This window comes from Candidatus Nitrosotalea sinensis, from assembly GCF_900143675.1.
Taxonomy (GTDB): domain Archaea; phylum Thermoproteota; class Nitrososphaeria; order Nitrososphaerales; family Nitrosopumilaceae; genus Nitrosotalea; species Nitrosotalea sinensis.
Map to the genome: position 1 here is coordinate 1 of NZ_FRFC01000005.1, position 14,288 is coordinate 14,288.

A 14,288-nucleotide genomic window follows, 5' to 3' on the forward strand; every position below is an offset into this window, starting at 1 on the left:
GGTATTTCAGTAACATTTGTCTGTGTAGTAATTATGCCAACATTATTTGTGAATGTAGAATTAGTTTGTGTGAAGAGCAGACTTGAAGTATAATTCTGAATAGGATAGATTACAACATCTCCAATTTGACCCAAAAAGAAATTATAATGCCTTCCATGATAATGCATTTCACCTATGTGGATATGAGATACGGTAGTTTCATTATAGTAAATCGTGTCCGAAGGAATTTTTTCAAATTCTACATATTTAGAATCATCAAATACATTATTTTCATCTTGATTTATTCTGTATGTTTTGTATTCACCATTTATTCCAAGTGTAACGGTTTGTCCATCATACATACCAAAAACATGTGTGTAGTTTTCAAATATAGGATTAGGAAATTGAAAAACATGCCATAAAGAATTTTCACGAATTTCCATAGTGAGGTAATATCCTTCAGTGTGATTTTTTAGTTCTAGATTGAATTTATCAGGGACATTTACAATAACATCATCTTTTCCATCAAACAATGGTTTTATTGTTGCTGCAGTTATGATATGCGTAGTATTTACAAGTGGACTGTCAAATTCGATGCTGCTAGAATTGCCATCAAAAAATAAGGTTCTTGGTTTTTCATCTACCACACTTAATGATTTTGTGACAATAACATCATCAGGACTAAAATCATAAAGATGCCAAGATAACACCGTGTTTAATACAGACTTGGTTGAATTCTCATCATCAGCAAATCCGGCTTGTTGAGGGTGGGATAAAATTAGAAGAAAAAGAGATGCTAAGGCCACATTCATAACATGTGCCATATAACCACGATCTAGAACCAATAGCAGAAAAATAGTACTTACAGGTATTTAATAAAATGCACAATATCACTCATGATAATAGAGAATGACACGCATTTGTTGATTCTTTGTTAGGTAGTTTTTTAATAAAACTGAAAAATGTGATATGACAAACTCTTCAAAGTACAGACAATATCATTTTTGTTCAAATAAAGTGATTTGACAGTGCTTTAATGATAAATCTGCAAGATAAGACCATCTATAAAATACGAAAAGACATCATACCAGATCTTGCACTAGAGCAGACATAAAACTTGGAAACTCTGAATCATCAAATTGGACGATCTCTACTTTGTTTTGTTCTTTTGCTGCCTGTACTGCCTTCATGTGATAACATTGTTTTCCTTTTTCCATAGCATTATAGTAATAATCCTCACATGAACAATATTCCAGTCCTAGATCAAGCCAGTGTTCGTTTTCTTTTCCTACCACTGTCCATATCTCCCGATTACTAGGACAAAAACGATGTAACTTGACCCCATTTGATGACACAACAAGATCCACATTTCCAGAATCGTGTTTCACAAGAATTTAATTAAAAAAACAAGTGTATATCTTTGATGGTAAAGACAAGAATAATCCCACTACAACCAGCACTAGTTTTAGAAAATGGGCAAAAATCCATTGTTGTAACTGATCTACACATAGGATTTGAAGCATCCATGATTTCAAACAATATTAACGTACAACCAAGTGATATGATTCAAGAAATTCATTCATCCCTCCATCAACTCATAGAGTCTGAGAAACCTGATAATCTGATAATCCTTGGTGACATAAAATCAAGTGTGAGCTCAATTTCAAAAATAGAATGGCAAACTCTTCCTTTGTTTTTTGAGATTGGAAAAAAAATCAACACAATAGTGATTCCTGGCAATCATGATGGAAACTTAGCTTCCATAATACCAAATTATGTCACCATGACAGGTCCCTCAGGTTTGATCATAGATGACACATTACTAACACACGGACATGTGTTACCATCAGAGAATTTTTCAGATATAACTAGAATAGTAATGGGCCATCTTCATCCAGTATACCTTCAAGAAGGCTCGGTTCTTGACGGGCAGAGATTGTGGATATCAATCATTGCTGAAAAGAAAGACATCTTTCCATCAAGTAAGGGAAGTTTAGAGATAATAATAGTTCCATCTTTTAATAGATATTTTTATGCCACATATAAGAAACGCAATAAAAAATCCATTTCACCAATACTTCAAAGAATAAGGAATTTGCATTCTGCAAAAATTGTAACACTAGATGGATCAATAATCGGTGACGAGTCCATCTTAAGAGAAATAATATAACTAGTCTACTTTTTCGTATGGTTCTAGAGGTTTCTTTGTAGTTTCATTGTGTTTGAGCCATTCAAGTGTTTTCGCAAAAGAATCTGCAAGCTCTGTTGTGATAAGAACTGGAATTCCAAGCTCTACAGCTTTTCTTCTTATTTGGTATTCGTCATAAAGCATGCCAACATATTTTTCAAGAGTGGATGTGCTTGGAACATTTATGATAAAATCTATTTTCCTTTCATATAACAAATCAGCTATGTTTGGCTTTCTCTGAGGTTCACTTATTTTGTATACCACTTCCACATCACCTATTCTCTTATCAGAAAGAAATTCTGCAGTATGTTCTGTTGCAAGCAACTTGTATCCTAGGCTTTTGAGTAAAAGTGCAGTCTGTAGTAATTTCTCTTTATTTTCTGAACCCCCGACACTTATTAGAACAGAGCCTTTCATTGGAAGCGAATAGCCTACAGAGGTCAGTCCCTTTGCAAGTGCATCATAAAAGCTTTCACCAAAACAAGCAGCTTCACCAGTAGATTGCATCTCCACACCAAGAATGATATCAGCACCATCAAGTTGCATGAAGGAAAACTGGGGAACTTTTATGCCATAGTGATGAATCTTGCGCCATCTGTCAGGAGGTACAATAGGCAGTTTTTTACCAAGTACTGCACGTGCAGCCAAGTTAATCAGATTCATTTTAACAAATTTTGAAATAAATGGCATTGAACGTGACGCCCTTATGTTAAGTTCAATCACATAGACTTGATCTTGATTGATTAGAAATTGTAAATTAAACGGTCCTTTGATTTTAAACGCAACGGCAATCTTTTTTGCATAATCAAGTATGGTGTCAACAACTTTGTTGTTCAGTGTCCATGGAGGAATGCACATCATAGAATCTCCAGAATGCACACCTGCTCCTTCAATGTGTTCAATTACAGCACCAATTACCACATTTTCTCCATCACTTACACCATCAACTTCTGCTTCAAGTGAGTTGAGCATGAATTTTGTTATGACTACAGGATAATCAGGTGAAACATTAGTTGCCTCTTCAAGGTATTTTTTTAGCTGGGTCTCAGACCAGACTACTTTCATTGCAGCTCCACTTAGAACATATGAAGGTCTAACAAGCACTGGATATCCAACTTTTGTAGCGAATTTTTTGGCATCAGTCAAACTTGAAAATGCCTGCCATGGAGGTTGGCGTATATTCAAATCGTCCAACATTTTACTAAAAGTAGAGCGATTTTCAGCCTTATCAATATCCTCAAAAGAGGTACCAATTATTTTTATACCATTTTGTGCAAGCTTTGGAGTCAAATTGTTGGCAGTCTGACCACCTACAGCAGTTACAATACCATCAAGTTTTTCAAAATCCGCCACATCAAGGACTCGTTCAAGTGTCAATTCTTCAAAATACAACCTATCACAAATATCATAATCAGTAGATACCGTTTCAGGGTTACAATTAATCACGGACACTTCTTTTGCCCCATTTTCTTTTAGTCCCCAAACCATGTTTACAGTTCCCCAATCAAATTCTACACTACTGCCGATTCTATATGGGCCTGCACCAAGCACTGCTATTTTTTGCTGATCAGATTTGACTTCAAAATCATTTGTTTTTCCACCATAAGTGAAATACAGATAATTAGTTTTTGCAGGCCATTCTGCTGCAAGTGTATCAATACGTTTTACCACAGGTGTAATTCCTGCAGCCTTGCGGACTTTTCGAATTTCGAGATCTTCTTTTCCCACCAATCTGCCAATTTGTTTATCAGAAAATCCAAACTGTTTTGCTTCACGTAATAGCGAGTTATCGAGTTTTTCTTCCTTGAGCCTCTTTTCTATCTTTACAATATTTTCAATTTTTTCTATAAACCATGGGTCTATTGCAGATAATTTGTATATGCGTTCAATTGGCATATCATGACGCAGTGCCTCTGCTACATAGTATAAAATCCTGTCATCAGATTTTTGTAGTTTATTTTCAATCTCTTCGATATCATATTTTTTATCTGCACCTCGGTTTGCAACAAGCCCATCATTTCCGATTTCAAGCATGCGTATTGCCTTTTGTAATGATTCTTCAAACCTTCTTCCAACTGCCATCACCTCACCTACAGACTTCATTGTAGGACCAAGATTTCTATTTGCCAATTCAAATTTGCTAAAATCCCATCTAGGATGCTTGCACACAATATAATCAAGCGATGGCTCAAAGCATGCAGTAGTAGTTTTTGTTATGCGATTAACAAGTTCTGGCAGAGTGTATCCCATTACAATTTTTGCAGCCATGTATGCTATTGGGTATCCAGTTGCTTTACTTGCAAGCGCCGACGAACGCGACAACCTTGGATTCATTTCAATTGCAACATATTTGTCAGAGTCTGGGTCTAGTGCAAACTGTACATTACATTCACCAACAATTCCAACATGTTTTGCAGCACGAAGTGCTGCAGATCTTAGCAATTGATATTCATAGTTATCAAGTGTTTGAGATGGTGCAACTACTATATTATCACCAGTATGTACTCGCATTGATAGAACATTTTCCATATTGCAAATTATGACATTGTTTCCAGTATAATCTGCCATTACTTCATATTCTATTTGCTTCCAATGTCCAATATACTCTTCAATTAAAACTTGACCAACAAGACTTGCATTAAGACCCCTTGTCACAATTTCATGTAATTCAATTTCATTATGAGCAACTCCACCACCTTTTCCTCCAAGAGTGTATGCAACTCGTATGATTACAGGATATCCAATTTCATTTGCAACTTTTTTCGCTTCCTCAAAATTGTATACTGTTCTACTTTTCAATACAGGAACACCGCATGCAATCATGGAATCCTTGAATAATTGTCGGTCTTCTGTTGCCTGGATTCCACCTACCTGAGTTCCAAGCACCTTGACTCCATATTTTTTGAGTACCCCAAGTTCCTCTAGTTTTACTCCACAATTTAGTGCAGTCTGGCCTCCAAAGCCAAGCATTAGACCATCTGGTCGTTCTGCTTCAATGATAGATTCAACGTAAGAAGGATTCACAGGAATAGAGTATACCTTGTCAGCAAACCTGGTATCAGTTTGTATTGTTGCAATGTTTGGATTTACAAGTACACTCTTGATTCCTTCTTCTTGTATAGCTTTGAGGCATTGGCTACCGGAGTAGTCGAATTGACGGTCATTTGATGACTTTCGCCTGCTTCTCCGATTTTAATTGCCCCACTACCAAGAACTAGAATCTTCTTTAACGACTCATCTTTTGGCATTGTCCTCCCCTATGAGTTTCTTGAGCTCTTCAAAAATAAACATGCAATCAAAAGGTCCCGGAGATGCTTCAGGATGAAATTGTACCGCAATTATCTTTTTTTGTTTATGTTTTATTCCTTCCACTGTTTTATCATCAGCATTTGTAAACCATAATTTAAAATCAGTATTTTTGAGAGATTCTGGGTCAATACAATACCCGTGATTTTGACTTGTTACATAGACTTGATCATTGTCAAGATTAATGCAGGATTTGTTTTGACCCCTATGACCATATTTTAATTTGTACGTATTTGCACCACCGGCCAGCCCCAAAATTTGTGCTCCAAGACAAATTCCCAATGTCGGAATATTTTTTTCTATTACCTGTTTTGCAGTGTTCATTGTTTCAACGCATTTTATTGGGTCACCAGGCCCATTTGAGAATACAATTCCTTTTGGATTGTAAGACATTATTTTTTCTAAAGAATAATTCCATGGAACTTTGATTACTTTGTATCCCAGGCTTCGAATGTTTCGCAGTATGGCATTTTTCACTCCAGTATCAATAACCACTATGGACTCTGATTCAGTACCAAATGTTTGCGGCTCTTTTGTAGATACAGCATTCATGAATTCCTCATCATTGTATTTTTTTGCAGATTCCAATTGTTTTTTCACCTCTGATATGTCAATTTGAGTGTCAGACACTACAAGTGCTGCCATCATGACTCCGCTTGTCCTAAGTTTGATTGTCAACTCCCTGGTATCAATTCCAGAAATTCCAGGAATTTTTTCATTATACAGCCATTCATCAAGTGTCATTGCTAGATTCCAGTGACTTGCAGTAAGTGACAATTCATGAACCACAAGACCCCTTGCTTGTATTTTCTCAGATTCAAAGCTCTTGCGTATGCCGTCAGAGTCTTTGGCAGTAGGATCCGGAACTCCGTAATTTCCAACAAGAGGATATGTCAGGGTAAGAATCTGGCCGCTATAGGAAGGATCAGTTAATGCCTCAATATATCCAGTCATGCCAGTGTTGAAGACAGCCTCACCAAAAACACTAGTAGAATAACCAAAACCCATGCCTTCAAAAACAGTACCATCTTCCAAAATCAGCACACCAAATTTGTTTGCATATTTGGATTTTTTTGTTGGTATTCTTGAAACCCTCTGCATGTGGATTTTAATAGGAATTTAAATTTTATGTCGATCTTATTTACAAAATAGAATTAGTAAAAAGATCTATAATGCTTTGAATTGTTCGGTCCACTTGTAGTAGGCCCTAATCATTTCCATGGACACACTTGGTTTTCTCCTTGATATTATTTCCTTAAAATCAGAGGTTGTAATTACTCGTGGTTGAGCCTTTGGTTCACCAAGCACTTCCTCTCCAAAGTTTGGAGAATGGAACAAGTCATTTACTACCATCAGTTGTGCAGATTGACAGATATCTTTGATATCTGATGCACTGTATCCATCTGCCAATTTAGCAAGATCACCTGATTTTACTTTATCATCTTTGTGCAATGGAGAGGTATAAAGATCAAAGAGATTTTCTCTTGCTTCAAGTGACGGAAGTGATACATAGACTCTCTTGGTGAATCTTCTAAGGAATGGCCAGTCAAGACTCCAAGGTTTGTTGGTTGCACCAATCACATAGAGTTTAAGATCTTTTCCTTTACCATTAATACCATCCATCTCAGTTAGAAATTGATTTTTGACACGGATTTCACCACCAATCTCACTATTTCTATTTCCTAGCAATGAATCAACTTCATCTATGAAAAGAATTACAGGAAGACCTTCTTTTTCTGCCAACCCTCGCGCCATCTGGAATAATTTTGAGACATTCTTCTCTGCTTCACCAAGCCATTTGCTCATCATGGATGCAGCGTCAACATTTATGAAATAACCATCAATCTCACTTGCAGTAGCTGCGGCAAGAACTGTTTTACCACATCCCGGAGGACCATAAAGAAGAATTCCTCTTGGCCATCCCAAAGGAAATAGGTCAGGTCTTTTTGCAGGATAAACAATTGATTCTCTTAATGCATTCTTTGCATCATCAAGACCCACAACTTCTTTCCATGATACATTGGGTTTTTCCTTCATTATTAGTGAATCAAGTTCATTTTTTGCAAGTGATTGTTTTTGCTCTTCAGGAGTTGCCTTGGGGTCAACAGCTGGTTCTACTTCAACATTATTCATTTGTAATGCCTTGATGCGATTTTGATAAGCAGCTGTTCTCTCTTGGTATACCCTATTGAGCTTATTTTCAGGATAAAGTTGTATTAGTTTAACCAGGGATTCTATTGCTCTCTGATAATTTGCAATTGCCATCCCTCTAGCGCCTTGCGAATCAAGTTTAATGGCTTCAGCGGCAAATTTGCTTGCACTATTTTCTAATTCTTGTGGAGCCAGACTCATAATATCATCAACTATATCTCGACTGCAGTTCTTTCAAGGTAATCATTAGTGTTAATTCGTCTAGTAGAATTTGTTAAATTAATTGAACTAACTTTTGGCAAAGGTGTTTCTGCCTTGGATGATTCAACATTGGACTGGGCAGGTGCTAGAGTATCAAGTAATGAGGGTATTTTAAAATCATCAATTTTTGTTTGGCTTGCCTTCTCAAAGGTAAGGTTTTCAGTAACATCTCTATGTAGTGACTGGATTTGCTTTAGAGCAAATTCTGCAGATACTACTAGATCTTCGAGCTCATCTTTCAAGCCATCAATAGAGTTTGAGGCATGCATGATTATACCAACGAATTCCTGTAGGAAGAATTTTACATCTTTTTTATCCTGATATTTTGTAAGAAGATATTCAGCTGCACGTATGACTTGACGTATATCTTTTAGCTCTTCAATAGACAAGGATTCAACAAAAGTATCATTTTCATCAATATCTTTTTGAGAGACCTTTTGTTCAATTTTTGAAGATAGGACTCTGATTTTATCAAGATGCCCATTCAAGTCAGATTGGGCATCATTTTTTGTAAAATTGAGCATTTTACACAGTCACGGTAAATCTAGATTAGGGAACTGCTTGCATATTTTAGAGTCAGCGATCAATTTAGCTTCATCTAGGAGGCGGCTTGATGCTTCATTTGCCTTTGAAAAATCAAGAATAAGACTTGCAAGATGTGCGGCATCTATTATTATTCCACTTAAAAGTAAAGACAATTCACCTAATTGGAAATCCATTGCAGGCATTAATGCCAAGAGCCTGGAGCGTATTGTCCTTACAATAGACACTGTAGGCGACAAGACAGTTGATACATTTCCCATCCCTGCAACACAATCCAAACTTCTCCTTACTTGTCTTAGTGATTCTACAGTATAGGATAATTCAAGTTCATATTTTACCTGTTTTTCAAGTGTAGTATTAGCCACAGGATTGACTTTAAGCTGCCTATACAATTCAAGATTATTTTGCGTTATGTCGTGTTTATGCTGCACAAGAACATCCAGTAAACCATCTACAATTTCTGTTGCATAGTCAATTCTTGGTTTTATAGTACTAGCCCTAACAAGCTGACTTTTGCTTTGATCCTCTAGAACCCATTTTGACTGGTTAATCATTTCATACAAAACCCTGATTTTGTACTTATACGGTCCTTGTTACAGCAATTACTGTAACCGCAGTAACATAGACGACAGATACAGCTTAGTATTTTTTCAAACCTTTGTGCAATGAATTTAGCTATTCAGTTTACCTTCCAATTTGTAGGTGTTTTCTCATGGTCAAAGGCCAAGACTTGGCAGTAAGTTTAGAAGAATTCGGATTAAGCAAGTATGAGGCCCAAGCATATGTGGCCCTCATAACAAAAGGAACCATTTCAGCAGGTGAGCTTGCCTATTATTCAAACTTGCCAAGAACCAAGGTATACCCGACTCTTCTCAAGTTAGAGAAAAAAAAGATTGCAATGTTATCAAAAAGCAAACCTATCATGTGCACAGCGATTGCACCTGAAGATGCGTTTGATGAAATCATAGAAGAGCAGATCAATAAGGTTAATGCAATGAATAGCTTAATTACAAAATTAAAACAGCTAAGCGAAGATAGCAAAAAAGCAAGAGGTTCAGAGGAGCAGAGATATTTCCATCTTGCTGCAAATTATGTCTTTAAGCAATTGCAGACAATGGTCGAAGGTTCAAAAACATCAGTACATGTAGTGATAGATTCATGGGGTTTGAATTTACTGTCACAGTGTAAGGAAGCTCTACTACATGCAATGCGAAAAAACATAGACATCAAAATGGTAATTCCGCCAAATCTTGTAGGATCTGAGACATTTCGTGAACTTCCCGCAGGAATTAAAATTAAAACATCAGACATTGCACAAAATATTTTCATTTTCGACGATTCCGAAATATTGATGATAAATAGCAACAATGGAAAAGGAGCAATATTTCATTCAAATGATGTACTTGGTACAAATCAAGTCAAGTCATTTGATCAAATATGGAAAAACAGTATCAAGATAAGCAATTTGAGTGACATGACCAAGAGCGAAGCTCAAGAAACACTCAAGGCAGTTCAAATCATAACACAAAACGGATTAGGATATGTGTTAAATTCCATCATAAATTCAAAAAGTAAAGCAGTTGATATTGTAAATTTCCTAAACAAGAGCGGCATAGATGTAGAATCAAAGACATTAGATGAAATAATATCACTTGTAAATTCTACATTAGACATAACATGTTCAGGTCATCTCCGCTATGATTCCAATGCAAATCATTTTGTAATAGAATCAAAACTCAACAGTGGTCATTCCATCCCATGGGCACTAGTACTTGAAGGATATCTAAACAAAAAAGGAATCAAAACTAAAATGATTTACAATGACCATGTTCATACAGGTGAAAGAATCCACATCAAAGTAGATTCAAAAATAAGTATGCCTACATAAGGCATGAAGAGTCAGATTGTGACTATATACGATAAATAGTTATATGTACTCCATTTGCTAAAAATCATATGAAAAGCACACCAGTCAAAGGCTTAACCGCTTTGACCTTGTCTGTTCTTGTAGCAGCAGTTGTTGCATCAAATGCTCCAGCTTTTGCAATTAATGGACATGGAACATCATACGGGCCTCAATTTGGTGCAGGACCATGGTTGACTTACACAGATGGCCTTAAGATCAATAGTGCTACATTTGATATCTCAGAAGGCAAAACTACAACAATCAAGACACAGAAATTGTATGTAAACGACCAATCAGATATCACATTAAAGATCTACCATCACGCAAGTGCACAGAATATCCAACATGTTGGAATATTCATGAATTTGCATGGCAACAATCCTCAGGCATATCAAGCAAATACAGAAGTTGAATGGAACAAAAACAGTGGAGTATCAAAGCAAGATCCTAATGGAATCTTCAAGAGTGTAACTACTACAGTGAAATATGATGGAACTTTAATGTACATTACATTCCATCTAGTTCCAAGCAAGACAATGGATACAAGTCATATCATAGTTAGAGCATGGGACAACAACCTCTCCACAGGTGAAGTTGTAGTCAAGAATGCAATCATGATAGGGAACATGCCAACCACATTCTCAAGCATGAGTCACTAAGTCACCAATAATTCATTTTTCCATTTTTTATCATTTTTGTACCTTTATAATATGACACCAGTCATTTTATCACAGAATGCAACTATCAACGGATTTTGATCCAAAAAAGATAGAAGATATTGTAAAAACCCAAACATCAGAATTAGATTTAGAGAAATTAATTTTCCAGTCTCAAAACAAGACAAAAAAAATCGCATTTATCGAAGGACCCCCCACTATGAATGGCACTCCACATGCAGGACATTTGCGTGGAAGGATAATGAAGGATTTATGGTACAGATACATGACTTTGCGTGGATACAAGGTAATTTTTAATGCAGGATGGGATACTCAAGGACTTCCAGTAGAACTGCAGGCAGAAAAAGAACTTGGAATAACAGGCGGAAAATCACAGGTCATAGAATCAGTAGGCATTGAAAAAATAGTAAACGAGTGTAAAAAAATCGTATATAGATTTAATGAAAAATGGGTTGAAATGGACAAACTACTCGGCATGTCATTTAATCAAAAAAACGCATATTGGACATACAAAGATAAATACATTGAAAGAGAGTGGAAATATCTTAAGAAGGCATTAGAACTAGGGATTTTATCAGAATCATACAAGGTTGTAGCATACTGTCCTAGCTGCCAAACATCACTCAGTCACGCAGAAGTAAATCAGGGATATGACACTGTAGTAGATCCATCATTATATTACAAAGTCAAGCTAAAAGATGAAGATGCATACCTAATTGTTTGGACAACAATGCCATTCACACTAGTTACAGATACAATGGTAGGTCTTAATCCTGATGAAAATTATACGTATGTAAAGATAGCAGCAGAAACTTGGATTGTAGCAGAAAAAAGATTAGTTGAATTTATGAAAGAAACAAAAACTGACGAATATACCATAATCAAAACAGTCAGGGGAGATGCATTTGAAGAGAAAAAATACATTCATCCACTATTAGATCAAATTTCCGGTCTTGAAGAATTTTCAAAATCGGACAAGTTCCATATTGCAGTTGCAGAAAGTTTTGTAGACATACAGACAGGTAGTGGCCTTGTTCATTTATCTCCAGCAAATGGAGAAGAGGATTTCGAAATTGCTAGCAAGCGAAAGATACCAATATTCAACCCCATAGACGATGAAGCTAAATTTACAAAACAAGCTGGCATCTATTCAGGATTATTTGTAAGAGATGCAGATGAAAAGATAGTGGAAGCACTAAGAGAGAAAGGTGCACTTGTAAAAATTGGAAAAATAAAACATCAATACCCATTATGCTGGAGATCACAGCATAAATTGCTCTGGCTTGCAAGAAGAGGATTCTTTTATTTTCTTGACAGGTTGGGAGATAAAGCAGTAAAAGCGGCAGAAAATGTAGAGTATTTTTTCGAACCTCCTAGAAACAGATTCCTTGAAATAATAAAAGACAAGCATCCATGGTGTATATCACGTGAACGTGTTTGGGGATGTCCATTACCTGTATGGAATTGTAAAAACTGTAATCACAACAAATGGTTTTTCTCAAGAAATGACATTATCAAGTCCGCATCAGAACTTCCAGATGGGCCAAACTTTGAGTTGCACAAGCCATGGATTGACAACATAGTCATAAAATGTGAAAAATGTGGAAACAACATGGAAAGAGAACAATTCGTTTTAGATACATGGCACAATAGCGGAGCTGCCCCATTTGCATCCCTGTCAGACGCGGACTATAATGAACACATTCCAGCACTGTTTCTTACAGAAGGAATAGATCAGACAAGAGGTTGGGCATACACATTACTGATAGAAAATGTGATCTTTAACAATGCTCCAATTGCTCCATTCAAATCATTTTTGTTTCAAGGTCATGTACTTGACAAAAATGGTAACAAAATGAGCAAGAGTAAAGGAAATGTAATGGACGCATCAGAATTACTTGGAAAGTATTCTGTAGATTTGATAAGGCTGTACTTTATGTGGAAATCAAGTCCAATAGAACCAATTAATTTTAGCACAGACGAGATGACATCAAGACCATATCAAATACTCAGCACGTTGTATCACTTGCATCTTTATTTTAAACAAAATAGCGAGTACGACAAATATGATAACAAAATTTACGATATTAAATGGTCAAAAGATAAGAACATTCTAAAAGAATCAGAGATTTGGGCCTTATCAAAACTACAAAAATTAATCACATCAGTTACAGAGTCACTTGACAAGTGTAGATTTCATGAAGCTGCAAGAGCAATAGACGACTATTTGATAAATTCAGTAAGTCAAGTCTACATTCCAATCACAAGAGAAGAGTTGTGGGCAGAAGATGAATCACAAAAAGAAAGACGATTTGCAATTTATGCAACACTTGCAGAGATATTAAAGACATTAGACATATTACTACATCCAATTTGTCCTTTTACAACCCAATATCTTTACAGAACAATATTTTCAGATAAGGAAAATATATTATTAGAAGATTTTCCCATTCCGCAGACAGCCCTAACCAACGACAGTGTTGAAGAAGCCTTTGATCTAATGAAAGAATCAGTATCAATATCCGCAGCAGCTAGAATGAAAGGCAAGCTAAAGAGAAGATGGCCACTTGAAGAAGCAATAATTTGTGTAAGTCCAGGTCAAAAAACTAAGATAGAATCATTATCAGAGTTATTGCGTTCACAACTTAATGTAGAAAAATATAATGTTGTAGAGATACCAAAATCCGACGGGTTGGAATTAGTATCAAACCTATTGCGTGCACAACTTCCAATAACTCCCAAAGTTGAACTTGAGCGAAAGAAAATAGGCCCAAAGGCAAAACAAGACATGGGCAAATTACTTGACAAATTCTCAAATACAGATCCTGCCACGATAGTTGACAGCCTCTTGAAAAGTGGTTCCTATGTTTTTGATCTCGGAGACAACAAATTGGAATTATTAAAAGAAGATTTCATTGTAAGCTATTTAGAAAAAGAAGGATTTGCCACATCAAACAGAGACTCGCTCATTGTATTCATAAGCACCACAAGGAATCGCGACATGTTATCAAGAGGTCTAATAAGAGACATTGCACGCAGACTTCAAGTATTAAGAAAGGAGAGAGGATACACACCTACAGATATTCTAGAAGCTGCATACATTTTGGGTCTTGATGAAGAATCACTAGATATGACAAAAGAGAAACAGTCAGATCTTGCATATTTGGTGCGAGTAAAAAGGATAGAGTTTGAGGACAAGGCTAAAAACTACAAAGATGAAGACTTGGATGGTCAAAAGATTCGAATCTCGGTTGAGTAGTGATTCATCCATTGTATT

At 36.1% G+C, this 14,288-nt stretch carries 10 protein-coding genes and 1 pseudogene; 4 read left to right on the forward strand and 7 right to left on the reverse strand.

From position 1 onward, the window contains the following. Both NSIN_RS07550 and NSIN_RS07555 read right to left on the reverse strand, forming a co-directional pair. Positions 1 to 824, reverse strand: an 824-nt coding sequence (locus tag NSIN_RS07550; protein WP_133124117.1) for a hypothetical protein, incomplete at its 3' end; no start/stop codon positions are given. Positions 825 to 1,061: 237 nt separating this feature from the next. Further along, positions 1,062 to 1,367, reverse strand: a complete 306-nt coding sequence (locus NSIN_RS07555; RefSeq protein ID WP_101010620.1) for a hypothetical protein — start codon at positions 1,365 to 1,367, stop codon at positions 1,062 to 1,064. 35 nt (positions 1,368 to 1,402) lie between these two features. Here NSIN_RS07555 and NSIN_RS07560 point away from each other — a divergent pair, with 35 nt between their 5' ends. Further along, complete coding sequence (locus NSIN_RS07560; RefSeq protein WP_101010621.1) at positions 1,403 to 2,149, forward strand: metallophosphoesterase; 747 nt, start codon at positions 1,403 to 1,405, stop codon at positions 2,147 to 2,149. Here NSIN_RS07560 and carB read toward each other — a convergent pair. The 5 genes and pseudogenes from carB to NSIN_RS07585 form a co-directional block, all read right to left on the reverse strand. Next, positions 2,150 to 5,415, reverse strand: a pseudogene (gene carB / locus NSIN_RS07565) (carbamoyl-phosphate synthase (glutamine-hydrolyzing) large subunit). Further along, complete coding sequence (carA, locus tag NSIN_RS07570) at positions 5,402 to 6,574, reverse strand: glutamine-hydrolyzing carbamoyl-phosphate synthase small subunit (protein WP_177346301.1); 1,173 nt, start codon at positions 6,572 to 6,574, stop codon at positions 5,402 to 5,404. Before carA ends, carB begins: the two are co-directional and overlap by 14 nt. Before the next feature lie 66 nt (positions 6,575 to 6,640). Beyond that, positions 6,641 to 7,825: an AAA family ATPase gene (locus tag NSIN_RS07575; RefSeq protein ID WP_101010624.1), complete on the reverse strand. Its 1,185-nt coding sequence runs from the start codon at positions 7,823 to 7,825 to the stop codon at positions 6,641 to 6,643. A gap of 11 nt (positions 7,826 to 7,836) precedes the next feature. Beyond that, positions 7,837 to 8,409, reverse strand: coding sequence for a hypothetical protein (locus tag NSIN_RS07580; protein ID WP_101010625.1), 573 nt, complete (start codon positions 8,407 to 8,409; stop codon positions 7,837 to 7,839). A gap of 9 nt (positions 8,410 to 8,418) precedes the next feature. Beyond that, entirely contained in the window at positions 8,419 to 8,982 is a 564-nt protein-coding gene (locus tag NSIN_RS07585) for a hypothetical protein (RefSeq protein ID WP_101010626.1), read from the reverse strand. Positions 8,983 to 9,140: 158 nt separating this feature from the next. Here NSIN_RS07585 and NSIN_RS07590 point away from each other — a divergent pair, with 158 nt between their 5' ends. The 3 genes from NSIN_RS07590 (at position 9,141) to ileS (ending at position 14,270) form a co-directional block, all read left to right on the forward strand. Beyond that, positions 9,141 to 10,316: a TrmB family transcriptional regulator gene (locus NSIN_RS07590; RefSeq protein ID WP_101010627.1), complete on the forward strand. Its 1,176-nt coding sequence runs from the start codon at positions 9,141 to 9,143 to the stop codon at positions 10,314 to 10,316. Positions 10,317 to 10,384: 68 nt separating this feature from the next. After that, positions 10,385 to 10,993: a hypothetical protein gene (locus NSIN_RS07595; protein ID WP_101010628.1), complete on the forward strand. Its 609-nt coding sequence runs from the start codon at positions 10,385 to 10,387 to the stop codon at positions 10,991 to 10,993. A 76-nt stretch (positions 10,994 to 11,069) separates the two neighbouring features. Then, complete coding sequence (gene ileS / locus NSIN_RS07600; RefSeq protein WP_101010629.1) at positions 11,070 to 14,270, forward strand: isoleucine--tRNA ligase; 3,201 nt, start codon at positions 11,070 to 11,072, stop codon at positions 14,268 to 14,270. Positions 14,271 to 14,288 lie beyond the last annotated feature (18 nt).